Source organism: Ramlibacter sp., assembly GCF_036676645.1.
Taxonomy (GTDB): domain Bacteria; phylum Pseudomonadota; class Gammaproteobacteria; order Burkholderiales; family Burkholderiaceae_C; genus Ramlibacter.
Window position 1 is genome coordinate 35,316 of record NZ_JAKFCM010000029.1, and the last position, 23,725, is coordinate 59,040.

Consider the following 23,725-nt stretch of genomic DNA (forward strand, 5'->3'; position numbering starts at 1 on the left):
CGATGCGGGCGGCGACAATGGGGTCGATTTTACCGGCCCCGCCTTGAAAACCCGTTTCGTCCTCATCCAGACCAGCCATGCCGGCAATGTCGGCGCGGTGGCACGGGCGATGAAGGTGATGGGCTTCGACGACCTGGTGCTGGTCGCGCCGCGATGGCCCGACGTGCTGCAGCGGCAGGAGGCGGTCGACCGCGCCAGCGGTGCCACCGACGTGCTGCAGCGTGCCCGGGTGGTCGCCGCCCTGGACGAGGCGCTGGAAGGCGTGGACACGCTGTGCGCCACCGCCATGACCCCGCGCGACTTCGGCCCGCCCACCTCGACGCCGCGCGAGCACCTGCCGGCGCTGGCCTTGCAGTCGAACGGCGTGGCGTTCCTGTTCGGGTCGGAGCGCTACGGGATGCGCAACGAGGACGTCTACCGCTGCCACGTGGCGCTGACGATCCCGACGGCGCCCGAATACGGGTCGCTGAACCTGGCGGCGGCCGTGCAGCTGGTCGCGTACGAGTGGCGGCTGGCGCTGGGCGGCTATCCGGTGAGGCCTTCGGCCCCGGATGCCGTGCCCGCCGATGCCCAGGCGGTCGCCGGCATGCTGGAGCACTGGGAGCGCTCCCTGGTGGACATCGGCTTCCTGGATCCGCAGGCGCCGAAGAAACTGATGCCGCGCCTGAACCAGCTGTTCAACCGCGCCCGGCCGACGGCGGAGGAGATCCACATCCTGCGCGGGATCGCGCGGGCGATGGCGCAGTCCGGAGAAGCGTGTCATCGCGGCGAAAGCCGCGATCCACCTCCTGCCCCCGTGAATCCGCCCAGGCGGTGATCGCGGGCCGGAGCTGGAAGGCCCCGGATCACGTCCGCGGCAGGCCCCGCCGAGCCCGCCATGACCCCGCGGGGTCGGCGTCCGTCGGCATCCGACGGGCCCTCACGCCCGTAGCGCCTGCTCCAGCACCCAGCCGGCCTTCAGGCACAGCGCTTCTTCGCGCAGCGGCGCGACCACCTGCACGCCCATCGGCAGCCCGTTCACGCCGGTCGTGCCCGGCACGCCCAGGCAGGGCACGTGCAGCAGCGTCCAGGCGCGGTTCCAGCTGGACGAACCGGTCGATGCGTAGCCCTGCGGCGGTTCGTCCGGGGCACTCGGCGTGAGCAGCACGTCGATGCCGTCGAACAGCTGGCCGAGTGCGTCGCGGCCGGCGGCAGCCGCGTCCAGCGCCAGGGAGTAGGCGGCGTCGGTGATCCCGCGCGCCTGGGTGAGATAGTCGCGCAGGACGGGCGAGAGCCGGTCGCGCTCGAACGCGTATTCGTCGGCCAGCGCCCGGGTGGCTTCCCAGCCCTGCACCTCGTCGTGCGCCTTGAACACGCCGCCCAGCCACGGGGGCAGCGTCACTTCGCGCACGGTGGCGCCCGCTGCGCGCAAGGCCGCGACGGCGCGCTCCAGGGCCTGCCGGCCGCTGGCCGACATGGCCTCCCACGGGTAGGACCAGGCGACGCCGAACACCGGCGCCGTGCCGCCCCTCAACCCCTGCGCCCAGGGCCGGCCGCTGATCGCCTGCGCGCAGGTGGCCATGGTCTCGACGCCGGCGGTGAACAGCCCCACGGTATCCAGCGACCAGGAGAACGGCTTGAGCCCGGGCGTGGGCAGCGCACCGTAGCCGGGCTTGAAGCCGACCACGCCGCAGTACGACGCGGGGCGGATGACCGAGCCGCCGGTCTGGGTGCCGACCGCCAGCGGCACCAGGCCGGCGGCGACGGCAGCCGCCGAGCCGGCCGAGGAGCCGCCCGGGGTGTGGCCGGGTGCGCGCGGGTTGTGGGTGGGCGTCGGGTGCAGGAAGGCGAATTCGGTGGTGCTGGTCTTGCCCACCACCGTGCCGCCGGCGCGCCGGATCGCCTGCACGATGGCGGCATCGCTGCGCGGCTGGTGGCCAGCGAACAGCGGCGAGCCGTACGAAGTCGGCAGCGCCGCCGTGTCGAAGATGTCCTTGACGCCGACCGGCAGGCCTTGCAGCGCGCCGCCGCTGGCCAGGGCCCGCTCGCATTCGCGCTGCGCCTGCGCGGCGTCGGACACCGCCACGAAGGCGCCCAGTTCCGCGTCGCGCGCGGCGATGTCCGCCAGCGTGCGCTCGACCTCTTCCTGCGGGTTCATGCGGCGCGCGGCGGGCGCACCGCCGACTTGGGCCGGAAAGCTTTGCATACGTCGTCGTTCGTTTCGAGGTAGGGGCCGCCGATCAGGTCGATGCAATAGGGCACGGCGGCGAAGATGCCCGGCACCACCGGCTTGCCCTGGTCGTCCTTCAGACCCTCCAGCGTTTCCTGGATGGCCTTGGGCTGGCCCGGGAGGTTGATGATCAGGCACTCGCCGCGGATCACCGCGACCTGGCGCGAGAGGATGGCGGTGGGCACGAATTTCAGGCTGACCTGCCGCATCTGCTCGCCGAAGCCGGGCATCTCGCGGTCGGCGATGGCCAGCGTGGCTTCGGGCGTGACGTCGCGCCGGGCCGGACCGGTGCCACCGGTGGTCAGCACCAGCGAGCAGCCGGCGTCCACCAGTTCCACCAGCGCGGCGCTGATGCGCCCGGCTTCGTCGGGGATCAGCCGCGGCTCGAAGGTGACCGGATTCTTCAGGGCGCGCGCCAGCCAGTCCTGCAGCGCCGGCAGGCCCTTGTCCTCGTAGACGCCGGTGGACGCGCGGTCGCTGACCGAAACGACGCCGATGCGCACCGGATCGAATGCTTCACTCATGCTGCAAGTGCTCCTTCACGATCTGGAAGATCTCGCGCCAGGCGCGCCCCTGCCGTGGCGCGAGCCCCCGCGAGGCGGCGGGGTCGGGCCGGCTGTCCTTGCGCGCCTGCCGGATCAGGGCGCGAAGCTGCTGGCCGTCGGTTTCCGGGTGTTCGGCGAGCCAGCGCTGCACGGCCTGGTCGTCGTCGACCAGTTCCTCGCGCCAGCGTTCGGCCCGGTGCAGCGCCAGGCTGTCGCGCGCCGAACCCTGGCGCTGCTCGTCCAGCGCTGCGCGCGCCGCCGCGAGCGTGTCCTCGTCGAGGCCCCGCATCAGCTTGCCCACGTACTGCAGCTGGCGGCGCTTGCCCTCGAAGTCGGTGATGCGGCGCGCCTGTGCGAGCGCCTCGACCAGCGGGTCGGGCAGCGGCAACCGCTCGAACCGTTCGGCGCGCAGCGTCATCAGCGCCTCGCCGAGTTTTTGCAGCTCGCTGCTCTCGCGCTTGAGGTCGGTCTTGCTGCTGCCCTGCGTCTGCTTGAGTTCGGCCTTGAGCTGCTGGTCCAGCTCGCTGCCCTCGGCGACGAACTGGCCGCGCACGAAATAGCCCTTTTTCGGTTTGCGTGGCATGGCGTTGGGGGTTGGCGCGGCCCGGCTGTGCGGGCGGCCGCAAGTATCATAGCCGTCGCCATGAACCAAGCATCCCGTGCGTCGAACCGGTCCGAACAAGGCTTCTCCTACAGCCGCGCGCAGTTCGAGGACCTGGTCGACCGGGCGCTGGACCATGCGAAGCAGCTGGGTGCCAGCGACGCGGCGGCCGAGGCTTCCGAAGGCTGCGGCCTGTCGGTGTCGGTGCGCAAGGGCGAACTGGAGAACGTCGAGCGCAACCGCGACAAGTCGCTGGGCGTCACCGTCTACGTCGGCCAGCGCCGCGGCAATGCCAGCACGTCCGACTTCTCGGATGCGGCGATCCGGCAGACCGTACAGGCGGCGTACGACATCGCGCGCTTCACGGCCGAAGACCCGGTGGCCGGTCTGCCCGACGCGCAGGACATCGCCGGCCCCGGCGAGCAGCCCGACCTGGACCTGTTCCACCCCTGGCCGATCGACAGCGAGGAGGCGGCGCGGCTGTCGCTGCAGTGCGAGGCGGCGGCCTTCGCCACCGACAGGCGCATCACCAACAGCGAGGGCGCCGGCGTGTCGGCGCAGCAGAGCCATTTCTTCAGCGCGCACACGCGCGGCTTTCGCGGCGGCTATGCCAGTTCGCGCCACTCGATCTCGGTGGCGCCGATCGCCGGCCGCGGCGAGGACATGCAGCGCGACGCCTGGTATTCGTCGATGCGGTCGGCCGACGAGCTGGCGGCACCGGAGGCGGTGGGCCGCTATGCCGCCGAGCGCGCGCTGGCCCGCCTGAAGTCGCGCAAGATCGCCACGCGCGAGTGCCCGGTGCTGTTCGAGTCGCCGCTGGCCGCCGGCCTGCTGGGCGCCTTCGTGCAGGCCGTCAGCGGCGGCGCGCTCTACCGGCGCAGCAGCTTCCTGGTCGATTCGCTGGGCAAGCCGGTCTTTGCCGGGCACCTCGACGTGCTGGAGGACCCGCACCAGAAGCGCGGCAAGGGCAGTTCACCCTTCGACGAGGAGGGCGTGCGCACCGCCGCCCGCAAGGTGGTCGAGGGCGGGCGGGTCGAGGGGTATTTCCTGTCCAGCTATTCCGCCCGCAAGCTGGGCATGAGGACCACCGGCAACGCCGGCGGCTCGCACAACCTGTCGCTCACGTCACGCCTGACCCAGCCCGGCGACGACTTGCCCGGGATGCTGCGCAAGCTGGGCACCGGCCTGTTCGTCATCGAGCTGATGGGGCAGGGGGTCAACTACGTCACGGGCGACTACTCGCGCGGCGCCAGCGGCTTCTGGGTCGAGAACGGCGAGATCGCCTTCCCGGTGCAGGAAATCACCATCGCCGGCAACCTGAAGGACATGTTCCTGGGAATCGAGGCGGTGGGCGCCGACACCTACAACTACGGCGCGAAGACCGTTGGGTCGGTGCTTGTGAACCGGATGAAGGTGGCCGGTTCGTAGCGCGCCGCTGTGCGGGCGCGCGCGAACCGGAAGGTGGCAGGCTCACCCCGCCAGCGCCGCCTTCACCGCCGCCGACACCTGGGCCATCTCGGCCTTGCCGGCCAGCCGCTGCCGGGCCGCGCCCATGACCTTGCCCATGTCGCCGGGACCGCTGGCGCCCAGTTCCGCCACCAGCGCCTTGACCTCGGCCGCGACTTCCCCGGGCGACAGCCGGGCGGGCAGGTAGGCCTGCAGCACCTGCACTTCGGCGGCTTCCTTGTCGGCCAGGTCCTGCCGGCCGGCCTTGGTGAAGGCGTCGATGCTGTCCCTGCGCTGCTTGATCAGCTTGTCGACCAGGCCGACCACCGCCGCGTCGTCGAGCTCGACCCGCTCGTCCACTTCCTTCTGCTTCACGGCGGCCTGCAGCAGGCGGATGGTGCCCAGCCGGCCGGTATCCTTGGCGCGCATGGCGGCCTTCATGTCTTCGGTGATGCGGTCCTTCAGGCTCATCGTTGCTTCTCCAGGGTGGAAACGAAAAAAGCCTGCCAAGGCGTCCCCGGGCAGGCTGGGCGGGCGCGCCATGGTGGCGCCGGCGCGGCGGCTCAGTAGAGCTTCTTGGGCAGCTGCATGCTGCGCACGCGCTTGTAGTGGCGCTTGACGGCCGCGGCCTTCTTGCGCTTGCGCTCGGCCGTGGGCTTCTCGTAGAACTCGCGGGCACGCAGCTCGGTCAGCAGGCCCAGCTTTTCGATGGTGCGCTTGAAGCGGCGCAGGGCCACGTCGAACGGCTCGTTTTCCTTAACGCGAATGGTCGTCATGAATGAATCAATCGATCTCGAAGTGCCGCAAGAAGATCGGGCTTGCGGCGGGGTGCCCCGACTACAACTGGGATCGGGCCGTCGGGGTATGCCGGCAAAGCCCGCAATTATAGCGGCTGGGCCCGCGCCGGCAATCTCCGGGGGGTTCGCCGGCGGCCGCATGGCGGCCAATTGGGCCAGAATTGCAGGCGTGCCCATGGTGTCCTCCTCTGTGGCGATCCCGCCCGACGAGCAGCGGCAGGTGCTCGGCCGCGCGGCCGGGCTGCTGGCCAGTGCCGCGGACTTCGACGAGACCCTGCGACAGGCGATCGCCGCCTGCCTGCCGGCGCTGGCCGACTTCGGGTTCTTCGACGCGGTGGTCGAGGGCGAGGACGTGCGCCGCACGTGCGCGGCACACGACGCCCCTGACGTGCAGGCGCTGCTGGCGCCCACCCGCTGGGTGCGGCAGGACCATCCCGAATTCAACCTCTGCGCCCTGTCCAGCGGTGAGCCGGCCCTGCACCTGGACACGGGCGACGCGTGGTACCGCCGCATCGCGGCCGACGACGACCACCTGCGATTGCTGCGCGAACTGGCGTTCCGCTCCATGCTGACGGTGCCCGTGCGCTGGCGCGGCGAGCTGATGGGCGCGTTGACGCTGTTCATGGGCCGCTCGGGCCGCCGCCACACGGACGAGCACCTGGCCCTCGCCGCCGGGGTGGCCGACGTCGCCGCCCCGCTGGTCGCCAACGCCCGCCTGCTGGAGCGCCATCGCCGGGTGGAGGCGGCGCTGCGCCGCAGCGAGGAGCGGCTGCGCATGGCGGTCGACGCCGGCCAGGTCGGCATCTGGGATTGGGACATCGTGGCCGACCGGGTGAGCTGGTCCGACCGGGTCTACGAACTGCACGAGATGCAGGCCGGCAGCGACCCCGGGGGCGTGGCGGGGTTCCGCTCGCTCGTGCTGCCGGACGACCTGCCGCGCGTGGAGTCCGCGCTGGGCGAGGCGCTCGCCGGCGGCGCCCCCTACGCCGTCGAGTTCCGCACGCCGCTGTCCGGCGGGGGCACGCGCTGGATATCCACCCGCAGCCAGCTGGTGCGCGACGGCTCCGGCCGGCCGCTGCGCATGGTGGGCGCCAGCACCGACGTGACCCAGCGCGTGGAGCTGCTGGCGGCCGAGCGCCGCGCCCGCAGCGAAGCCGAGGCGGCGCGCCGCCGCATGGAACTGCTGGCCGCCGCCGGCGAGCGGCTGGCCCATTCGCTGGATCCCGAGGCCACGCTGGAAGCGGTGGCGCGCACCCTGGTGCCGGACATCGCCGACTGGTGCCGCATCGACCTGCTGGACGAAAACGGCGTGCTGCAGCGCAAGCTGGCCTGGCACAGCGATCCGCAGCGTTCGCGGCAGGCGCTGGAGCTGGCCATGCGCCTGCGCGCGCCGGCCGCGGTGGTGGGCGGCATGGCCTGGGTGGTGCGCACCGGACGCCCGCACCATGGCGATTTCCAGGACGCGCAGCACGATCCGGCGACGGCCGAATTCACCCGCACGTTCGGCATGCATGCGCACTTCATCCTGCCGCTGGTGGCGCACGGGCGCACCATAGGCGCGATGGCGGTGCTGCAGGCGGAATCGGGCCGCAAGCTCGACGCGGACGACCGGGCCCTGGTGCTGGACCTGGGCCGGCGCGCGGCGCTGGCGCTGGACAACGCCCGGCTGTTTGCCGAGGCGCAGGCCCTGCGCGTCCAGGCCGAGGCGGCCAATGGCGCCAAGGACGAATTCCTGGCGATGCTGGGGCACGAGCTGCGCAACCCGCTGGCGCCGATCAGCACCGCCCTGCAGCTGATGGCCCGGCGCGAGCCCGACGCGGTGGTGCAGGAGCGGCGCGTGATCGGCCGGCAGGTGGCACACCTCTCGCGCCTGATCGACGACCTGCTGGACATCTCGCGCATCACGCGCGGCAAGGTCCAGCTGCGCCGGGAGCGGGTCGACCTGCGGGCGGTGGTGGCCCACGCGCTGGAGCTCACCCGGCCGGTGTTCGCGGCGCGCCCGAAGCCGGTGCAGGTGCAGCTGCCGCACGGGCCGGCCATGGTCGACGGCGACTTCGTGCGGCTGTCGCAGGTGCTGTGCAACCTGCTGGTCAATGCCGCCAAGTTCACGCCCGCCCACGGCACCGTGGCGCTGAGCGTGCGCGAGCGGGGCGGCTGGGAGATCGAGGTCAGCGACACGGGCTGCGGCATGCCGCCCGAGCTGCTGGGGCGGGTGTTCGACCGGTTCGTGCAGGGCCGCCAGGACATGGACCGGCGCGCCGGCGGACTGGGGCTGGGGCTGGCCATCGTGCGCAGCCTGGTCGAGCGGCACGGTGGGTCGGTGCAGGCCCACAGCGAAGGCGAGGGACGCGGCGCCACCTTCACCGTGAGCCTGCCGCCGTCCGGCGCCTCGCCCCCGGCGTCGCCGGCGCCCACGCCGGCGCCGGCCGGCGAGCCCCGCGGCAGCGGCCGCATCCTGGTGGTGGACGACAACGCGGATGCGGCCCAGACCCTGGCCGAACTGCTGCAGGTGATCGGGTACGACGCGCGCACCGCGCCGGATGCCGACGCCGCGCTGCAGGTGCTCAAGGCCTTCCGGCCGCAGCTCGCCCTGCTGGACATCGGCCTGCCGCAGGTGGACGGCTACCAGCTCGCCAGCCTGATCCGCCAGCAGCCCGAAGGCCAGGGCGTCCGGCTGGTCGCCCTGACCGGCTACGGCCAGGAAAGCGACCGCGCGCGGGCGCTGGCGTCCCACTTCGACGAGCACCTGGTCAAGCCCGTCAGCCTCGATCTCCTGACCGAGGTGCTGCAGCGGCTGCTTTGACCTCCGGGATCGGATCCGGATCGATCCGGCCTGCCCGGCAATTCGTATCCGACCCCAATCAGGCGGCCAGCGCCTGCGCGCAGGCCCAGCCGCTGGACCAGGCCCACTGGAAGTTGTAGCCGCCCAGCCAGCCGGTGACGTCGACCACCTCGCCGATGAAGTGCAGGCCGGGTTGCCTGGCGGCCTCCATCGTCTGCGAGGACAGCTCGCGCGTGTCGATGCCGCCCGCGGTGACTTCGGCCTTGCGCCAGCCTTCGGTGCCGGAGGGCACCAGCTCCCAGCCTGACAGGGCGTGGGCCAGCGCCGCGAGGGCCTTGTCGGGGACTTCCGCGATGGGCCGCTGCCAGGCCGCGTCGCGCTGGACCCAGGCGTCCGCCAGGCGTGCCGGCACGAAGGCGGCCAGCTCGTTGCCCAGCCGCTTGCGCGAGAGGGCCTTGGCCTGCCGCAGTGCCGCCGCCAGCTCGGCCCCCGGCGCCAGGTCGATCCGCACCGGGGAGCCGGGCTGCCAGTAGCTGGAGATCTGCAGCACCGCCGGTCCGGACAGCCCGCGATGGGTGAACAGCAGGTCCTCGTCGAAGGCGATTGCCGCCTTCCTGTCGCCGGTGCCCATGCGCACCGGCAGCGACAGGCCCGCGAGCTGCGCATAGGGCGCCCAGTCCCCTCCATCGAAGGTGAGCGGCACCAGCGCCGGCCGCGGCGGCACCACCCGCAGCCCGAACTGGCCGGCGATGCGATAGCCGAAGTCGGTCGCGCCGATCTTCGGGACCGACAGCCCGCCCGTGGCGATGACCAGGCGAGGCGCGCGCACGACACCGCGCTCGGTCTCGATCTCGTACAGCGGCGCACCGGGATGGCCGGCCTGGCGCACGCCCGATACCCCGCACGGCTGCCAGTGCTGGACGCCGCCCGCCTCGCATTCGGCCAGCAGCATGCGGATGAAATCCTCCGAGCTGCGATCGCCGAACAGCTGGCCCTTGTGCTTCTCGTGGAAAGGGATGCCGTGCCGCTGCACGAGCGCAATGAAGTCGGCGGGGGTGAAGCGCGACAGTGCGCTGCGGCAGAAGTGCGGGTTCGCGCCCAGGAAGTGCCGCTGCGGCGCGCGCGGATCCAGGTCGCGGTTGGTGAAGTTGCAGCGGCCGCCGCCCGAGATGCGGATCTTCTCCGCGACCTTCGCGCCGTGATCCAGCAGCAGGACCTTCACGCCCCGCTGCCCGGCCACGCCGGCACAGAACAGGCCGGCGGCGCCCGCGCCGATCACCACTGCGTCGAACGCGTGCACTTTCCAGCGACCCCTTCCCTCAAGAGGGGCCGTTTATAGCAGCCGGCTTGCGCCGCCCCGGTGGAAAGGCGAACCAGGCGGCCAGCACCGCCAGCCCGAACAGCGTGTAGGCGAGGGTGAACACCCAGCCGGGCGCCTCGTAGAACAGCAGGCGCTGCAGCCAGTGCTCGATGAAGCCCTGGGTGTAGGCGCCCGCACCGGACCGCCGCCGCAAGTCCATCTCCAGCACGGTCAGCGGACACGCCGCGCCCAGCCACTGCTGCAGCACCACGTACCCGATCGCGCCCAGGTGTGCCAGCCGGAACGTCCAGCGGTTGACCCAGTTCCAGCCGCGCCAGTTGCCCGCGAGGACCAGCGCCAGCCCGCCGATGACGAAGACGACCACGGCGAAGTGCAGCACGAGCACCCCGTCGGCGAGCCAGCGGTAGGTGGCAGCGACATCCATGCGTGTGACCGGCGCCGGCGTGTCCGGCTCAGGCGGCCCGCGCGCGCGCGGAGCCGTCGCGCATCGCCGCCACGCCACGCAGCACGTCACCGACCACGATCACCGAGGGGCTGGCCAGCCGTTCGCGCGCGACGGTGCCGGCCAGCCGGTCCAGCGTGGTCACCGCGTGCCGCTGGCCGGGGAGGGTGGCGCGCTGCACGATGGCCACGGGCGTGGCGCGCGGCAGCGCGGACAGCAGCCCGTCCTGGATGCCGCGCACGCCGCTGACGCCCATGTAGATCACCAGTGTCAGCCGGGCCTGCCGTGCCGTCCGTGCCAGCAGCGGCCAGTCGGGCGGCTCGCCGCCGCGCTGCGCGTGCCCGGTGAGGAACACCACGCCCTGCGCGTGCTCACGGTGGGTGAGCGGCACGCCCAGCGAAGTGGCCGCCGCCAGGCCGGCCGTGATGCCGTTGACCACGTCGACCCGCACGCCGGCGGCGCGCAGTTGTTCGACCTCCTCGCCACCACGGCCGAAGATGAACGGGTCGCCGCCCTTGAGCCGCACCACGTGTTCGCCCTCGAGCGCCGCGGCCGCCATCAGCCGGCCGATGAAGGCCTGCGGCGTGCTGCGGCAGCCGCCGCGCTTGCCGACGCGCACGACCCGGGCGTGCGCAGCCAGCGCGACGATCTCCTCGCTCACGAGGTCGTCCACCAGCACCAGCGTCGCTGCCTGCAGCGCGCGCACCGCCTTGAGCGTCAGCAGTTCCGGGTCGCCGGGACCGGCGCCGACCAGCGTGACCCTGCCCGTCGAATCGTCCATGGCGTTCGTCTCCCGGCTCAAGCGGCGCCGTCCGCCAGGCGCTGGATGTGTTCCGCCTGCCGCGCGATCGAGTCCGGCACCGGCTGCCGTTCGTCCAGCACGTCGCGGATGTAGGCGGCGGTGGCGTCGGGGTCCGCGGCCGAGGGCCAGCCCGGCAGGCCAGGCAGGGTGCCTCGCCGGCCTTCCTCCAGCACGATGCGGCGGCCCGCGGCGAAGCCTTCCATGGCCGGCGTGCGGCGCGCATCGGCCACCGCTTCGCCCTCGGTGCCGCGCAGCAGCAGCGCGGTGGATCCCATGAGTTCGAAGACTGCGCCCATGGACACCGCGTACTCGGGATGGGTGTAGCTGCTGACGAGGACGGCCGGCCCGTCGCAGGGATCCATCAGCTTGACCAGGCTGTGGGCCGGGTTGCGCAGCCCGAGCACCCGGCGCACGTCCAGCAGCCGCTTCAGGCCGGGGTGCAGCAGTTCCGTGGCCGCATACACGGCTTCGCCGGGCCGCGGTGCGCGCAGGAGGTGGAGTGGGGCGATGCCCGCCCCGGCCAGCACTTCGGTGACGAAGACCCGGCTGCTCTCGGTGGCGGTGCCGTGGATCAGCACCGGCAGGCCGCGCCGGGCCAGCAGCTGCGCCAGCAAGGGGGTGAGCACCGGCAGCCGGCGCGCGCCGTTGTAGCTGGGCAGCACCACCGTGGGCGAGGGCGTGGGCGGCACCCGGTTCAGGCGGGTGCGCGTGGCATCGAGGAAACCGGCCATTTCCTCGGGCGTCTCGCCCTTGACGCGCATGGCGATGCAGAAGGCTCCCACCTCCAGGTCGCCGACGGTGCCGTCCAGCAGCTGGCCGAACAGGTCGGCCGCCTGCTCGCGCGACAACGCGCGGGCGCCCTGCCGGCCGCGGCCGATTTCCTTGAGGTACTGGCTGATGCCCACGGCCGGAATTCTCCCAAAGCACTTAGCACTGGTGGCTATAGCCATATGCCGGCCGGCGAGGCATGCGCATCAGCTTGCGGCGACGGGAATCGCCCGGGCGCCCGCGCTGCATCCTGCCGGCTCGTCCGCGATGGCCCGGCTGGCGAGTTCCATCGCATCCAGGTAGACGGCGCCGTCGACCACCCGGAAGGCAAAGTGCGGTGTGCATCCCTGGTCGGGGCTCGTCGCGCAGCCGTCGGCCAGCGCGATGGTCCAGTTGTGCAGCGGGCATGCCACGCGGGCGCCGAACACCATGCCCTGCGACAGCGGGCCGCCCTTGTGCGGGATCGGGGTCATGCCGGCCCGACCTCCAGCTTCCCGAACTGGCCGGCGTCCACCCCCGCCTTGTTCCCCTGGTGGCCGGCGTCGCCGAGGTTGGCCTGGCCGGCCAGCAGCCGGTCGCGCAGGCCGGCGACGCTGCGGCCCTCGCGCAGCAGCTTGTAGTACCAGCCGCCGTCCACCGTGTCGCCGTACAGGCAGGCGCCCACCAGCTTGTCGTCCTGCACCACCAGCTTCTTGTAGACGCCCCGGGCCGGATCGCTCATCACGATGGCCTCGGTGCCCTCGCCGTCCATGAAGCGGCCGGCCGAGAACAGGTCGATGCCGGTCACCTTGAGCTTGGTGGAGGTGAGCGAGCCGGCGTAACGGCCGATACCGAACTGCGCCAGGTGGTTGGCGGCCACCTTCGCCTGCTCGAACAGGGGAGCGACCAGCCCGTAGGCCACGCCGCGGTGCGCCGCGCATTCGCCCACCGCCCAGATGCGGGGGTCGGTCACCGTCTGCAGGGTGTCGTGCACCACGATGCCGCGCGCGCAGTGCAGGCCGGCTTTCTCGGCCAGCGCCGTGTCCGGACGGATGCCGACCGCCATCACGACCAGGTCGGCGCCCAGTTGCGAGCCATCGTCCAGCTGCACCCGGCGCACGCGCCCGCTGCGGCCGCCCGCCAGGCCCTGGGTGCGCGCGCCCAGCCGGAACTCCAGGCCGCGCGCCTCCAGCGACTGCTGCAGCAGCCGGGCGGCGGGTTCGTCGAGCTGGCGCTCCATCAGCCAGGGCGTGGCATGGACCACGGTCACGTCCATGCCGCGCCGGAGCAGGCCATTGGCCGCCTCCAGCCCGAGCAGTCCGCCGCCGATGACCACCGCCTTGCGGTACTTGCGGGCCGCCTCGATCATCGCGTGCGTGTCGGCGATGTCGCGGTAGGCGAGCACGCCCTGCAGGTCGGCACCCGGCACCGGAAGCATGACCGGGCGCGAGCCGGTGGCCAGCAGCAGGCGGTCGTAGGGCGCCTCGGTGCCGTCGTCGGCGCGCACCACCCGGCGCGCGCGGTCGACCGCCACCGCCTTGCGGCCCGCGTGCAGGCGGATCCCGTGCTGCTCGTACCAGGCCCAGGGCTTGAGCACGATCTGCTCGAACGCCCGCTCGCCCGCCAGCACCGGCGACAGCAGGATGCGGTTGTAGTTGGGATGCGGCTCGGCGCCGAAGACCGTGATGTCATACAGCCCGGGCGCGATCTTCAGCAGTTCTTCCAGGGTGCGGGCGCCGGCCATGCCGTTGCCGACCACCAGCAGGTTCGATGGCTTCATGCGGGACTCCTCCTGCGGCGCCCGCTCACGCCGCGCGCGCCGGCAGGTAGAGCATGCAGAAGCCGACCGGGAACAGCACCGCGCCCAGCAGCGGGTTGCCGGTCTGCACCGAGACCGTGATGGCGAAACCCGGCGGCCATCGCCAGGATGCGCCGGCCATGTAGGCGCGGATCACCGTGTCGCGGGTCGACATGAAGATCTTCGATGCCCCGGCGTCGACCATGCGGGCGACGAATTCATGGGGGACGACATAGGCCATGGATGCTCCTTGCGGGTGGATCGGATCTCGAGCGGCTCGCGCCTGCATCGGCCGACGCTGCCTTCGTGGTTCCGGCTAGCAGGGACCGTGCCAAGGCCGTGTCGTCATTCTTCGGCCGTCATCACCCGCGCGCCGGCCTGGCGCGTGGCCCGGAACGGGGGCGGCGCACCAGATGGCGTCGTTAAACTTGCCCGATGCTGGTGCTGGGCATCGAATCTTCCTGCGACGAGACGGGCGTCGCGCTCGTCGAGGGTGGCGGGCCCGGCGTGCCGCGCCTGCTCGGCCATGCCCTGCACAGCCAGGTGCGCATGCACGAGGCGTATGGGGGCGTGGTGCCGGAGCTGGCCAGCCGCGACCACATCCGCCGCGTGCTGCCGCTCACCCGCGAAGTGCTGCAGCAGGCGGGCCGCGAGCTGCGCGAGGTCGAGACGGTCGCGTACACGCGCGGACCGGGCCTGGCCGGCGCACTGCTGGTGGGCGCGGGCGTGGCCTGCGCGCTGGGGGCGGCCCTGGGCAAGCCGGTGCTGGGCGTGCACCACCTGGAGGGTCACCTGCTCTCGCCCTTCCTGAGCGCCGATCCGCCGCAGTTTCCCTTCGTCGCGCTGCTGGTGTCGGGCGGCCACACGCAGCTGATGCGGGTGGATGGCGTGGGGCAGTACGAACTGCTGGGCGAGACCATCGACGACGCCGCCGGCGAGGCCTTCGACAAGAGCGCCAAGCTGCTGGGACTGGGCTACCCGGGCGGACCGGCCCTCTCGCAACTGGCGCAGCAGGGGGATCCCAGGGCTTTCGCCCTGCCACGGCCGCTGCTGCACAGCGGCAACCTGGATTTTTCCTTCGCCGGGCTGAAGACCGCGGTGCTGACGCAGGCGCGCAAGCTGGGCCAGGGGCTGCAAGCGCGCAAGGCGGACCTGGCCGCTGCCACCGAGGCGGCGATCGTGGAAGTGCTGGTGAAGAAGTCGCTGGCCGCGCTGAAGGAAACGGGCCTCAAGCGCATGGTGGTGGCCGGCGGCGTCGGCGCCAACCGGCTGCTGCGCTCGCAGCTCGATGCGGCGTGCGCGAAGCGGGGGGTGCGCGTGCACTACCCCGAGCTGGCGCTGTGCACCGACAACGGCGCGATGATCGCCATGGCAGCGGCGATGCGCATCGGCGCGAACGTGGAAGCGGCCAGCCGGTCCTACGCGTTCGACGTGAAACCGCGCTGGCCGCTGGGGCAGATCGCCGCGGCCGCGTAGGGGCGGGGGCGCGCAGGCAGCGGCGCGTCGGCAGAAAGGCGTGTCATTGCGGGCTTGACCCGCAATCGATCTCCCGACCGCCCGACACCGCTCGGCGCGGGTTCACCGGCCTGGAGATGGATTCCGGCTTTCGCCGGAATGACACTGGAGGGCCGGGATGGCCCCGGTGGGCGCTGGGCACCGAGGGGGCGCTGGGCACCGGGGGGCGCCGGGGGCGCCGGGCATTGGGGGGCGCTGCGCACCGGGGGCGCGCCGGAAACGGGAGGTGCCAGGTGCGATCGGCCGGTTGGCACCGACGGCGCCGGACCGGCCGCGGCTTACTTCACCTCGATCGCGCGTGCCTTGCTCGCCGGCTGCTGCTTGGCCAGGGTGAGCGTCAGCACGCCGTTCTCCAGCCTGGCGCTGGTGGCCTCGACGTCGATCTCCTGGGGCAGCTCGTAGGCGGCCTTGTACTGGCGGGACGCCTCGGCCTTGGTCTCGATGCGCACGACGGCGCCTTCGATGTTGATCGACAGGTCCTCGCGGGCGACGCCGGGCAGGTCCAGGCTCACGGTCCAGGCCTTGTCGTCCTGCACCAGCCGGGGAGCGCCGGCCGGGCCGCGGCCGTAGAACGCCTCGTTGACGAAGCGCTCGAAGTTGCGGTCGAAGGAACGGAACGCCGGAACCCCGGCGCGCGTACGGACAACGGGTGCGAAGAACATGGTGGGCTCCTTGGGAAACTACACTCCGCGGCTCTCGTTCCATTTCCGATCGCCGCCTGCAGCCAACGTGCGCGCCGGCCGGCACTTTTTCAAGGGGAATACTTGATGCACAGCACCCGCAGGCGGGTCTTGAAAACCATCGCGGCGGCGCTATCTGTGCCCGCCCTCGCACAGGCGCAGCCCGCGGGCGCGCCGCTCAAGCTGGCGATGATCGAGTCGCTCTCGGGCGCCTTCGCCAACACCGGCGAGGCGGTGTTCCGCAACCTGCTGTGGGCAGTCGAGCGGGTCAATGCGCGCGGCGGCGCCAGGCTGCCTGGCGGCGCGCGCCCGCTGGCGCTGGAACGCTACGACAGCAAGGGCCAGACCGAGGAGGCGCTGGCCATGCTGCGCGCGGCCATCGACGACGGCGCGCGCGTGATCCTGCAGGGCAACTCGTCGGCGGTGGCGGCGGCGCTGATCGAGGCCGTGAACAAGCACAACGAGCGCGAGCCCTCGCGGCGCGTGCTGTACCTCAACTATTCCGCGGTCGACCCCATCCTGACCAACGAGCGCTGCAGCTTCTGGCATTTCCGCTTCGACGCCCATGCCGACATGCGCATGGCGGCGCTGATGGCGGTGCTGCGGGAGGACAAGGCGGTGCACGGGGCCTACCTGATCGGCCAGGACTACAGCTTCGGCCAGGCGGTGCTGCGCGAGGCGAGGCGCCAGCTCGGCGCGCAGCGCCCGGACGTGCGCATCGTCGGCGAAGAGCTGCACCCCATGGGCCGCATCAAGGACTTCATGCCCTATGCGGTCAAGATCAAGGCCAGCGGCGCCGACGCGGTGATCACGGGCAACTGGGGCAACGACCTTACGCTGCTGGTCAAGGCCGCGCGCGAAGTCGGCTTCGACGGCAGCTTCTACACCTTCTACGGCAATGCGCTGGGCGCCCCCGCCGCCATCGGCGACGCGGGGGTGGGGCGGGTGATCGCGGTGGCCGACTGGCTGCCCAACCTGCCCACCGCGCCGAGCGAGGCCTTCTACCAGGCGTTCCGCCAGCGCTTCCCGCGACCGCAGGACGACTACGTGCACATGCGCATGCAGCTGATGATCGAGGCGCTGGCGCAAGCGATGGAGCAGGCGGGCAGCACCGAAGCCGCCGCGGTGGCAGGGGCGCTGGAGAAGTCGCGCGTCAGCCTGGCCGGGCAGGGCGGTGCCATGCGCGCGCTGGACCACCAGTTCCAGCAGGCGCTGGTGGTCGGCGTGATGGACCGTCAGGGCAGCCCGGGGGTGAAGTTCGACGTCGAGGGATCCGGCTACGGCTTCCGCGTGGTGCGCGTGATCGCGCCCGCCCAGGCCGAGCTGCCCAGCAGCTGCCGCATGCAGCGGCCGGGCACCTGAAGGGTCCGCCATGCGACAGGCCATCCTGGACCTCGAGGCCTCCAAGATCCGCGAGGTGGCCAACGCCGGCATGGGCCGCAACGACGTGCTGGCCTTCTGGTTCGGCGAGAGCGACGAGGTCACGCCGGACTTCATTCGCGAAGCCGCCGTCGAATCGATCCGCGCCGGCGAGACCTTCTATGCCCACAACCTGGGCCTGCCGGAACTGCGCGAGGCGGTGGCGGGCTACACCTCGCGGCTGCACTCGCCGGTGGGCAGCGAGCGTGTGGCCATCACCTCGGGCGGCGTCAACGCGCTGATGCTGGCGATGCAGATGCTGGTGGATGCGGGCGACGAGGTCGTGGCCGTCACGCCGGTGTGGCCCAACCTGACGGCGCAGCCGCTGATCATGGGTGCGAAGCTGCGCCGGGTGTCCCTGCGCCCGCAGGCGGGCGCCTGGAAGCTGGACCTGGCGCAACTGCTGGACGCAGTGCGGCCCGGCACCCGGCTGCTGGTGCTGAACGCGCCCAACAACCCGACCGGCTGGACGCTCACGCGCGCCGAGCAGCAGGCCATCCTGGCGCACTGCCGGCGCACCGGCACCTGGATCCTGGCCGACGAGGTCTACGAGCGCCTGTACTACGAACCCACGCAGGCCGGGTGCGCCCCCAGCTTCCTGGACATCGCCGGTCCCGACGATCGCCTGGTCGTCGCGCACAGCTTCTCCAAGAGCTTCCTGATGACGGGCTGGCGGCTGGGCTGGCTGGTCATGCCGGCGGCCATGACCGAACCCATGGGCAAGCTGATCGAGTTCAACACCTCCTGCGCCAGCGTGTTCACCCAGCGCGCCGGCGTGGTGGCGGTCCAGCGCACCCAGGAGGTGACGCCGCGGCTGGTGGCGCACCTGAAGGCCTGCCGCGACCGGCTGGTACCGCAGTTGCAGGCGCTGCCCCGCGTCGAGCTGGCGATGCCGGCCGGCGGCATGTACGCCTTCTTCAAGCTCGACGGCTTCGGCGACTCGCTCGCCCTCGCCAAGCGGCTGGTGGCTGAGGCCGGCCTGGGCATCGCACCGGGCAATGCCTTCGCGCCCGAGGCCCAGGGCTGGCTGCGCTGGTGCTTCGCGTCGAAGGATCCGGCCCGCCTGGACCAGGGCGTGGAGCGGCTCGCGGCCTGGCTCGCGGCCTGGCTGGCGGCTCGCTAGCTCAGCGGGGCGGCACCACCAGCTCCGCCTCCTGCGTTCCCGCGCCGCGCGGGTCGGAGCCGGGGCGGATCAGCCGGGTTCTTCACGAACAGGCCGTTGCTGGGGGCCGACCCGCGCCGCGCCCGGGTAACTCTTCCCCGCTCAGCCATGCGCCGGACGGCGGGCCCGCCTGGAACCGGGGCCTGGGGTAGAATCCACGGGTTCTGCATCCCGCAGAGCGCACGCCGGAGGCCCCTTCCAGCCACCGGCGCAAGTCAATCTTCAAACAAGGAAACCCAGATGTCCGCCATCAACAAGGCCGAAGTCGTCGCTGCGCATGCGCGCGGCACCGGCGACACCGGCAGCCCCGAGGTGCAGGTCGCGCTGCTGACCGCCCGCATCAACGAACTGACCCCGCACTTCAAGACCCACGCCAAGGATCACCACGGCCGCCGCGGCCTGTTGCGCATGGTGAACCGCCGCAAGAAGCTGCTGGCGTACCTGAAGGATAAGGATGCCGAGCGCTACACGGCGCTGATCGGCAAGCTGGGACTGCGGAAGTAAAGCCAGGGGCTGGGGGCTGGGGGCTGGGGGCTGGGGGAACTCCCCGACACCTCGGCTTTCGGCGCCTTGCCTCTGCTCCCCGACGAGCAAGGGGAGAAGGACACAGGGCTGTGTCATTCCTTAGGGGCTGGAGCGGGCGGCGGGTTGAATTTCCCTGGCCCCTGGCCCCTGGTCCCTAGCCCCTAAGGAATGGCATTCGTGTTCGTCTCCGTGCGCTCACTTCATCACAGAGAGAACACAACCATGTCCATCTTCAACAAGATCACCAAGACCTTCCAGTGGGGCCAGCACACGGTCACCATGGAAACCGGCGAGATCGCGCGCCAGGCCTCCGGCGCCGTGCTGGTCAACATCGACGACACCGTGGTGCTGGCCACCGTGGTGGGCTCCAGGACCGCCAAGCCGGGCCAGGACTTCTTCCCGCTGACGGTCGACTACATCGAGAAGACCTACGCCGCCGGCAAGATCCCCGGCAGCTTCTTCAAGCGCGAGGCCAAGCCGAGCGAACTGGAGACGCTGACCAGCCGCCTGATCGACCGCCCGATCCGCCCGCTGTTCCCCGAAGGCTTCTTCAACGAAGTGCACGTGGTGATCCACACCATCTCGCTCAATCCCGAGGTGGACGCCGACATCGCCGCCCTGATCGCCACCAGCGCCGCGCTGGCGATCTCCGGCATCCCGTTCGCCGGCCCGATCGGTGCCGCCCGCGTCGGCTACATCAACGGCGAGTACGTGCTCAACCCGGGCCAGACCCAGCGCAAGGACTCGCTGCTCGACCTGGTGGTGGCCGGCACCGAGTCCGCCGTGCTGATGGTCGAATCGGAAGCGCAGCAACTGTCCGAGGAGGTGATGCTGGGCGCCGTGGTGTTCGGCCACGAGCAGGGCAAGATCGCCATCGACGCCATCCACGAGCTGGTGCGCGAGGGCGGCAAGCCGGTCTGGGACTGGCAGGCCCCGGCCCGCGACGAGGCCTTCATCGCCAAGGTCGAGCAGCTGGCCGAGGACAAGCTGCGCGCCGCCTACCAGATCCGCAGCAAGCAGGCCCGCACCCAGGCCCTGCGCGAAGCCAATGCCGTCGTGCAGGCCGACCTGAAGGAGCAGGGCGTCGAATTCGACCCGGTCAAGGTCGACGACCTGCTGTTCGGCATCGAGTCGCGCATCGTGCGCAGCCAGATCCTGGCCGGTGAGCCGCGCATCGACGGCCGCGACACCCGCACCGTGCGCCCGATCGAGATCCGCCACGGCGTGCTGCCGCGCACCCACGGCTCGGCGCTGTTCACGCGCGGCGAGACCCAGGCCCTGGTGGTCACCACGCTGGGCACCGAGCGCGACGCGCAGCGCATCGACGCGCTGGCCGGCGAGTTCGAGGACCGCTTCCTGTTCCACTACAACATGCCCCCCTTCGCCACCGGCGAAGTGGGCCGCATGGGCAGCACCAAGCGCCGCGAGATCGGCCACGGCCGGCTGGCCAAGCGGGCGCTGCTGGCCTGCCTGCCGGCGAAGGACGATTTCCCCTACACCATCCGCGTGGTCTCCGAGATCACCGAGTCGAACGGCTCCTCGTCGATGGCCTCGGTCTGCGGCGGCTGCCTGTCGCTGATGGACGCCGGCGTGCCCATGAAGGCGCACGTGGCCGGCATCGCCATGGGCCTGATCAAGGAAGGCAACCGCTTCGCGGTGCTGACCGACATCCTGGGCGACGAGGACCACCTGGGCGACATGGACTTCAAGGTGGCCGGCACCACCAACGGCATCACCGCGCTGCAGATGGACATCAAGATCCAGGGCATCACCAAGGAGATCATGCAGGTCGCCCTGGCCCAGGCCAAGGAAGCGCGCATGCACATCCTGGGCAAGATGCAGGCCGCGATGGGCGAGGCCAAGGCCGAGATCAGCAGCTTCGCGCCGCGCCTGTACACCATGAAGATCAACCCGGAGAAGATCCGCGACGTGATCGGCAAGGGCGGCGCCACCATCCGCCAGCTCACCGACGAGACCGGCACCACGATCGACATCGCCGAGGACGGCACCATCACCATCGCCTCCACCGACGCCGACCGCGCCGAGGACGCCAAGCGCCGCATCGAGCAGATCACGGCCGAGGTGGAGATCGGCAAGGTCTACGAAGGCCCGGTCACCAAACTGCTGGACTTCGGTGCGCTGGTCAACCTGCTGCCCGGCAAGGACGGCCTGCTGCACATCAGCCAGATCGCGCACGAGCGGGTCGAGAAGGTCAGCGACTACCTGAGCGAAGGCCAGGTCGTGCGCGTCAAGGTGCTGGAGACCGACGACAAGGGCCGCGTCAAGCTGTCCATGAAGGCCCTGGCCGAGCGCCCGGCCGGCATGGAAGACCAGCCCCCGCGCGAGCGCCGCGAACGGAGCGACCGGCCGCCGCGTGGCGACCGCGGTGACCGTGGCGACCGTGGCGACCACCGGGGCGAACGCGCCGAGCGGGGCGAGCGCGGCGACTACAACGGTGACCGCGGCAACGGCGAGCGCCCGGCGTCCGACTCGCAGCCGCAGTCCACGCTGGACCCACAGGAGTAAGTTTCCAAGGAGGTGTCATTCCGGCGAAAGCCGGGATCCACCTCCGGCTGGCTGGACGGACGCTCGAGGTCGTTGCGGCAGCAGGAGGTGGATTGCGGGCCTGCCCCGGACCCGATCCGGGGCCTGCCCCGGACCCGATCCGGGGTCAAGCCGAAATGACACGTTACGGGCCTCGAATACAAGCATGAAAGCCATCGAGATCACCCGCCCGGGCGCGCCCGAGGTGCTGCGCCTGGGCGAGCGCCCCGACCCCGCCGCGGGGCCGGGCGAAGTGCTGATCCGGGTGGCCGCCAGCGGCGTGAACCGGCCCGACGTGCTGCAGCGCGCGGGACACTACCCGCCGCCGCCCGGCGCGCCGGACATCCCGGGCCTCGAAGTCGCCGGCGAGATCGTCTCCGGCGACGCGCCGGCGATGGCCCGTGCCGGCCTGCAGGTGGGCCAGGCGGTGTGCGCGCTGGTGGCCGGCGGCGGCTATGCCGAGCTGTGTGCCGCCCCGGTCGGCCAGTGCCTGCCGGTGCCGGGGGGGCTGACTCCCGTCGAGGCCGCATCGCTGCCGGAGACCTTCTTCACGGTCTGGAGCAACGTGTTCGACCGCGGCCGCCTGCAGCCGGGCGAGACCCTGCTGGTGCAGGGCGGCAGCAGCGGCATCGGCGTCACCGCCATCCAGCTCGCCAAGGCCTTCGGCGCGACCGTCCTCGCCACCGCGGGCAGCGACGAGAAGTGTGCCGCCTGCCTGAAACTCGGGGCCGACCACGCGATCAACTACCGTACGCAGGACTTCGCCGAAGAGGCCAGGCGGCTGACCGGCGGGCGCGGCGTGGACGTGATCCTGGACATGGTGGCCGGCGACTACGTGGCGCGCGAGGTCGGCTGCCTGGCCGAGGATGGCCGGCTGGTGATCATTGCGGTGCAGGGTGGCGTCAGGTCCGGCTTCGATGCCGGGCTGGTGCTGCGCCGCCGGCTGACGGTGACCGGCTCGACGCTGCGGCCGCGGCCGGTGGCCTTCAAGGCGGCCATTGCCGCTTCGCTGCGCGAGAAGGCGTGGCCGCTGCTGGCGAGCGGCGCCGTGCGACCGGTGGTGCACCGCGTGTTCCCGGCGGCCGAAGCGGCACGGGCGCACGAGCTGATGGAGTCCAATCGCCACATCGGCAAGATCGTCCTGGCCTGGTGAAGGAATGCGGGGCAACGACAGTGCGGGGATGGCATCGAGCGCAGTGGCGCGCGACGCGGTGGAGCAACTGACATGAAGAAGAGCCAGCTGATTGCCGGCAACTGGAAGATGAACGGCAGCCTGGCCGCCAACGAGGCCCTGGTGCGGGCGGTCGTGGCGGGCCTGGCGGGCGGCGGCGCTGCCTGCCGGGTTGCCGTGTGCGTGCCCTCGCCTTACCTGGCGCAGGTGCGGTCGCTGTGCGAGGGCTCGGCGCTCGAGCTGGGCGCGCAGGACGTCTCGCGCCACGGGCAGGGCGCCTACACCGGCGAGGTGTCGGCCGCCATGCTCGAGGAGTTCGGCGTGCGCTACGCCATCGTCGGCCATTCCGAGCGCCGGCAGTACCACGGCGAGAGCGACTCCGTCGTGGCCGACAAGGCCCGGGCGGCGCTGGCGCACGGGATCACCCCCATCGTGTGCGTGGGCGAGACCCTCGCCGAGCGCGAAGCGGGCCAGACCGCAAGCGTGGTCCGGCGCCAGCTGGCGGCCGTGATCGACGCGGTCGGCGACGGCCTGGCCCGGATCGTCGTGGCCTACGAGCCGGTCTGGGCCATAGGCACCGGCCGCACCGCCACGCCCGAACAGGCGCAGCAGGTGCATGCCGCCCTGCGCGCGCAACTGCGCGCCGCCACCGCGCAGGCCGACGGCGTGGCCATCCTGTACGGCGGCAGCATGAACGCCGCCAATGCGGCCAGCCTGCTGGCCCAGCCCGACATCGATGGTGGCCTGATCGGCGGCGCCTCGCTGAAGGCCCCCGACTTCCTGCAGATCATCGCGGCCGCCCATTGAGGACCGCCGCCCCACCTTTCGGAGTGAATCAACAATGAACGTGCTTCTCACCGCCGTCCTCACCGTGCAGATCCTGTCGGCGCTGGCCATGGTCGGCCTCATCCTGGTCCAGCACGGCAAGGGCGCCGACATGGGCGCGGCGTTCGGCAGCGGCAGCTCGGGCAGCCTGTTCGGCGCCAGTGGCAGCGCCAACTTCCTGTCGCGCACCACCGCCGTGCTGGCCACCGTGTTCTTCGTCTGCACGCTGGCCCTGGCCTACTTCGGCAGCTACCGCCCGCCCGAGGAGTCGGGCAGCGTGCTCGACCGCGCGGCCGCGCCGGCCGCAGCCCCGGCCCCGGCACCCGCCGCCTCCGGTGCGGCGGCGCAGATTCCCGGCACGAACGCGCCGGCGCCGGGCGGCACGGCCGCTCCC

At 71.8% G+C, this 23,725-nt stretch carries 21 protein-coding genes and 3 pseudogenes; 11 read left to right on the plus strand and 13 right to left on the minus strand.

Annotated elements, in window-relative coordinates; translation table 11 throughout:
* Positions 1–43 precede the first annotated feature (43 nt).
* Positions 44–817: an RNA methyltransferase gene (locus tag V6M57_RS04815; RefSeq protein ID WP_332813848.1), complete on the plus strand. Its 774-nt coding sequence runs from the start codon at positions 44–46 to the stop codon at positions 815–817.
* Positions 818–919: 102 nt separating this feature from the next.
* Here the strand turns inward: V6M57_RS04815 and V6M57_RS04820 are convergent, their stop codons facing one another.
* Genes V6M57_RS04820 through yjgA form a run of 3 tightly spaced genes read right to left on the minus strand, consistent with a single transcriptional unit; the run spans position 920 to position 3,337 of the window.
* Complete coding sequence (locus V6M57_RS04820) at positions 920–2,137, minus strand: amidase (protein WP_332813849.1); 1,218 nt, start codon at positions 2,135–2,137, stop codon at positions 920–922.
* Complete coding sequence (mog, locus tag V6M57_RS04825) at positions 2,134–2,712, minus strand: molybdopterin adenylyltransferase (protein WP_442968780.1); 579 nt, start codon at positions 2,710–2,712, stop codon at positions 2,134–2,136. Before mog ends, V6M57_RS04820 begins: the two co-directional genes overlap by 4 nt.
* 13 nt (positions 2,713–2,725) lie before the next feature.
* Complete coding sequence (yjgA, locus tag V6M57_RS04830; protein ID WP_332813851.1) at positions 2,726–3,337, minus strand: ribosome biogenesis factor YjgA; 612 nt, start codon at positions 3,335–3,337, stop codon at positions 2,726–2,728.
* A gap of 60 nt (positions 3,338–3,397) precedes the next feature.
* Here yjgA and pmbA point away from each other — a divergent pair, with 60 nt between their 5' ends.
* Entirely contained in the window at positions 3,398–4,783 is a 1,386-nt protein-coding gene (pmbA, locus tag V6M57_RS04835; RefSeq protein ID WP_332813852.1) for a metalloprotease PmbA, read from the plus strand.
* A 42-nt stretch (positions 4,784–4,825) separates the two neighbouring features.
* Here the strand turns inward: pmbA and V6M57_RS04840 are convergent, their stop codons facing one another.
* Complete coding sequence (locus V6M57_RS04840) at positions 4,826–5,272, minus strand: GatB/YqeY domain-containing protein (RefSeq protein WP_332813853.1); 447 nt, start codon at positions 5,270–5,272, stop codon at positions 4,826–4,828.
* A 92-nt stretch (positions 5,273–5,364) separates the two neighbouring features.
* Positions 5,365–5,577: a 30S ribosomal protein S21 gene (gene rpsU / locus V6M57_RS04845; RefSeq protein ID WP_012346814.1), complete on the minus strand. Its 213-nt coding sequence runs from the start codon at positions 5,575–5,577 to the stop codon at positions 5,365–5,367.
* Between the two features lie 196 nt (positions 5,578–5,773).
* Between rpsU and V6M57_RS04850 the strand changes: the two genes are divergently transcribed.
* The gene (locus V6M57_RS04850; protein WP_332813854.1) at positions 5,774–8,401 is read left to right on the plus strand and encodes an ATP-binding protein; all 2,628 of its coding nucleotides are present in this window, start codon (positions 5,774–5,776) and stop codon (positions 8,399–8,401) included.
* A 58-nt stretch (positions 8,402–8,459) separates the two neighbouring features.
* Here the strand turns inward: V6M57_RS04850 and V6M57_RS04855 are convergent, their stop codons facing one another.
* The 7 genes and pseudogenes from V6M57_RS04855 to V6M57_RS04885 all read right to left on the minus strand — a co-directional run.
* Entirely contained in the window at positions 8,460–9,680 is a 1,221-nt protein-coding gene (locus V6M57_RS04855) for an NAD(P)/FAD-dependent oxidoreductase (protein WP_332813855.1), read from the minus strand.
* Positions 9,681–9,699: 19 nt separating this feature from the next.
* Positions 9,700–10,125 carry a DUF2784 domain-containing protein gene (locus tag V6M57_RS04860; RefSeq protein ID WP_332813856.1) on the minus strand — a complete coding sequence of 142 codons (426 nt, stop codon included), beginning with the start codon at positions 10,123–10,125 and terminating at the stop codon, positions 9,700–9,702.
* Positions 10,126–10,153: 28 nt separating this feature from the next.
* Positions 10,154–10,924, minus strand: a complete 771-nt coding sequence (cobA, locus tag V6M57_RS04865) for a uroporphyrinogen-III C-methyltransferase (RefSeq protein ID WP_332813857.1) — start codon at positions 10,922–10,924, stop codon at positions 10,154–10,156.
* 17 nt (positions 10,925–10,941) lie between these two features.
* Positions 10,942–11,850, minus strand: a complete 909-nt coding sequence (gene ybiB, locus V6M57_RS04870; protein WP_332813858.1) for a DNA-binding protein YbiB — start codon at positions 11,848–11,850, stop codon at positions 10,942–10,944.
* A gap of 69 nt (positions 11,851–11,919) precedes the next feature.
* A pseudogene (locus tag V6M57_RS04875) lies at positions 11,920–12,174 on the minus strand (Rieske 2Fe-2S domain-containing protein); the annotation flags it as partial.
* Positions 12,175–12,236: 62 nt separating this feature from the next.
* Positions 12,237–13,472, minus strand: a pseudogene (locus tag V6M57_RS04880) (NAD(P)/FAD-dependent oxidoreductase); the annotation flags it as partial.
* Positions 13,473–13,515: 43 nt separating this feature from the next.
* Positions 13,516–13,731 (minus strand): annotated as a pseudogene (locus tag V6M57_RS04885) (formate/nitrite transporter family protein); the annotation flags it as partial.
* Positions 13,732–13,925: 194 nt separating this feature from the next.
* Between V6M57_RS04885 and tsaD the strand changes: the two are divergent.
* On the plus strand, positions 13,926–14,966 hold the full coding sequence (gene tsaD / locus V6M57_RS04890; RefSeq protein ID WP_332813859.1) for a tRNA (adenosine(37)-N6)-threonylcarbamoyltransferase complex transferase subunit TsaD: 1,041 nt from the start codon (positions 13,926–13,928) through the stop codon (positions 14,964–14,966).
* Between the two features lie 317 nt (positions 14,967–15,283).
* Here tsaD and V6M57_RS04895 read toward each other — a convergent pair whose 3' ends face one another.
* Entirely contained in the window at positions 15,284–15,667 is a 384-nt protein-coding gene (locus tag V6M57_RS04895) for an Hsp20/alpha crystallin family protein (RefSeq protein WP_332813860.1), read from the minus strand.
* A 105-nt stretch (positions 15,668–15,772) separates the two neighbouring features.
* Here V6M57_RS04895 and V6M57_RS04900 point away from each other — a divergent pair, with 105 nt between their 5' ends.
* The 7 genes from V6M57_RS04900 to secG form a co-directional block, all read left to right on the plus strand.
* Positions 15,773–17,047, plus strand: a complete 1,275-nt coding sequence (locus V6M57_RS04900) for a branched-chain amino acid ABC transporter substrate-binding protein (protein ID WP_332813861.1) — start codon at positions 15,773–15,775, stop codon at positions 17,045–17,047.
* 10 nt (positions 17,048–17,057) lie between these two features.
* Positions 17,058–18,227: a pyridoxal phosphate-dependent aminotransferase gene (locus V6M57_RS04905; protein ID WP_332813862.1), complete on the plus strand. Its 1,170-nt coding sequence runs from the start codon at positions 17,058–17,060 to the stop codon at positions 18,225–18,227.
* 279 nt (positions 18,228–18,506) lie between these two features.
* The gene (gene rpsO, locus V6M57_RS04910) at positions 18,507–18,770 is read left to right on the plus strand and encodes a 30S ribosomal protein S15 (protein WP_332813863.1); all 264 of its coding nucleotides are present in this window, start codon (positions 18,507–18,509) and stop codon (positions 18,768–18,770) included.
* 243 nt (positions 18,771–19,013) lie between these two features.
* Complete coding sequence (gene pnp, locus V6M57_RS04915; RefSeq protein WP_332813864.1) at positions 19,014–21,317, plus strand: polyribonucleotide nucleotidyltransferase; 2,304 nt, start codon at positions 19,014–19,016, stop codon at positions 21,315–21,317.
* 184 nt (positions 21,318–21,501) lie between these two features.
* Entirely contained in the window at positions 21,502–22,488 is a 987-nt protein-coding gene (locus V6M57_RS04920) for an NAD(P)H-quinone oxidoreductase (protein WP_332813865.1), read from the plus strand.
* A gap of 72 nt (positions 22,489–22,560) precedes the next feature.
* Positions 22,561–23,313 (plus strand): triose-phosphate isomerase, encoded by a 753-nt coding sequence (tpiA, locus tag V6M57_RS04925; RefSeq protein WP_332813866.1) that lies wholly within the window; start codon positions 22,561–22,563, stop codon positions 23,311–23,313.
* 34 nt (positions 23,314–23,347) lie between these two features.
* The coding region (gene secG, locus V6M57_RS04930; protein ID WP_332813867.1) for a preprotein translocase subunit SecG at positions 23,348–23,725 on the plus strand (378 nt) is incomplete at its 3' end.

What these genes read in the sequence shown, in the direction of transcription:
- V6M57_RS04820 (WP_332813849.1), bottom strand. Translation starts at nt 2,137, where the DNA reads ATGAACCCGCAGGAAGAGGTCGAGCGCACGCTGGCGGACATCGCCGCG.
- yjgA (WP_332813851.1), bottom strand. Translation starts at nt 3,337, where the DNA reads ATGCCACGCAAACCGAAAAAGGGCTATTTCGTGCGCGGCCAGTTCGTC.
- pmbA (WP_332813852.1), top strand. Translation starts at nt 3,398, where the DNA reads ATGAACCAAGCATCCCGTGCGTCGAACCGGTCCGAACAAGGCTTCTCC.
- V6M57_RS04840 (WP_332813853.1), bottom strand. Translation starts at nt 5,272, where the DNA reads ATGAGCCTGAAGGACCGCATCACCGAAGACATGAAGGCCGCCATGCGC.
- rpsU (WP_012346814.1), bottom strand. Translation starts at nt 5,577, where the DNA reads ATGACGACCATTCGCGTTAAGGAAAACGAGCCGTTCGACGTGGCCCTG.
- V6M57_RS04850 (WP_332813854.1), top strand. Translation starts at nt 5,774, where the DNA reads ATGGTGTCCTCCTCTGTGGCGATCCCGCCCGACGAGCAGCGGCAGGTG.
- V6M57_RS04860 (WP_332813856.1), bottom strand. Translation starts at nt 10,125, where the DNA reads ATGGATGTCGCTGCCACCTACCGCTGGCTCGCCGACGGGGTGCTCGTG.
- cobA (WP_332813857.1), bottom strand. Translation starts at nt 10,924, where the DNA reads ATGGACGATTCGACGGGCAGGGTCACGCTGGTCGGCGCCGGTCCCGGC.
- tsaD (WP_332813859.1), top strand. Translation starts at nt 13,926, where the DNA reads ATGCTGGTGCTGGGCATCGAATCTTCCTGCGACGAGACGGGCGTCGCG.
- V6M57_RS04895 (WP_332813860.1), bottom strand. Translation starts at nt 15,667, where the DNA reads ATGTTCTTCGCACCCGTTGTCCGTACGCGCGCCGGGGTTCCGGCGTTC.
- V6M57_RS04900 (WP_332813861.1), top strand. Translation starts at nt 15,773, where the DNA reads ATGCACAGCACCCGCAGGCGGGTCTTGAAAACCATCGCGGCGGCGCTA.
- V6M57_RS04905 (WP_332813862.1), top strand. Translation starts at nt 17,058, where the DNA reads ATGCGACAGGCCATCCTGGACCTCGAGGCCTCCAAGATCCGCGAGGTG.
- rpsO (WP_332813863.1), top strand. Translation starts at nt 18,507, where the DNA reads ATGTCCGCCATCAACAAGGCCGAAGTCGTCGCTGCGCATGCGCGCGGC.
- pnp (WP_332813864.1), top strand. Translation starts at nt 19,014, where the DNA reads ATGTCCATCTTCAACAAGATCACCAAGACCTTCCAGTGGGGCCAGCAC.
- V6M57_RS04920 (WP_332813865.1), top strand. Translation starts at nt 21,502, where the DNA reads ATGAAAGCCATCGAGATCACCCGCCCGGGCGCGCCCGAGGTGCTGCGC.
- tpiA (WP_332813866.1), top strand. Translation starts at nt 22,561, where the DNA reads ATGAAGAAGAGCCAGCTGATTGCCGGCAACTGGAAGATGAACGGCAGC.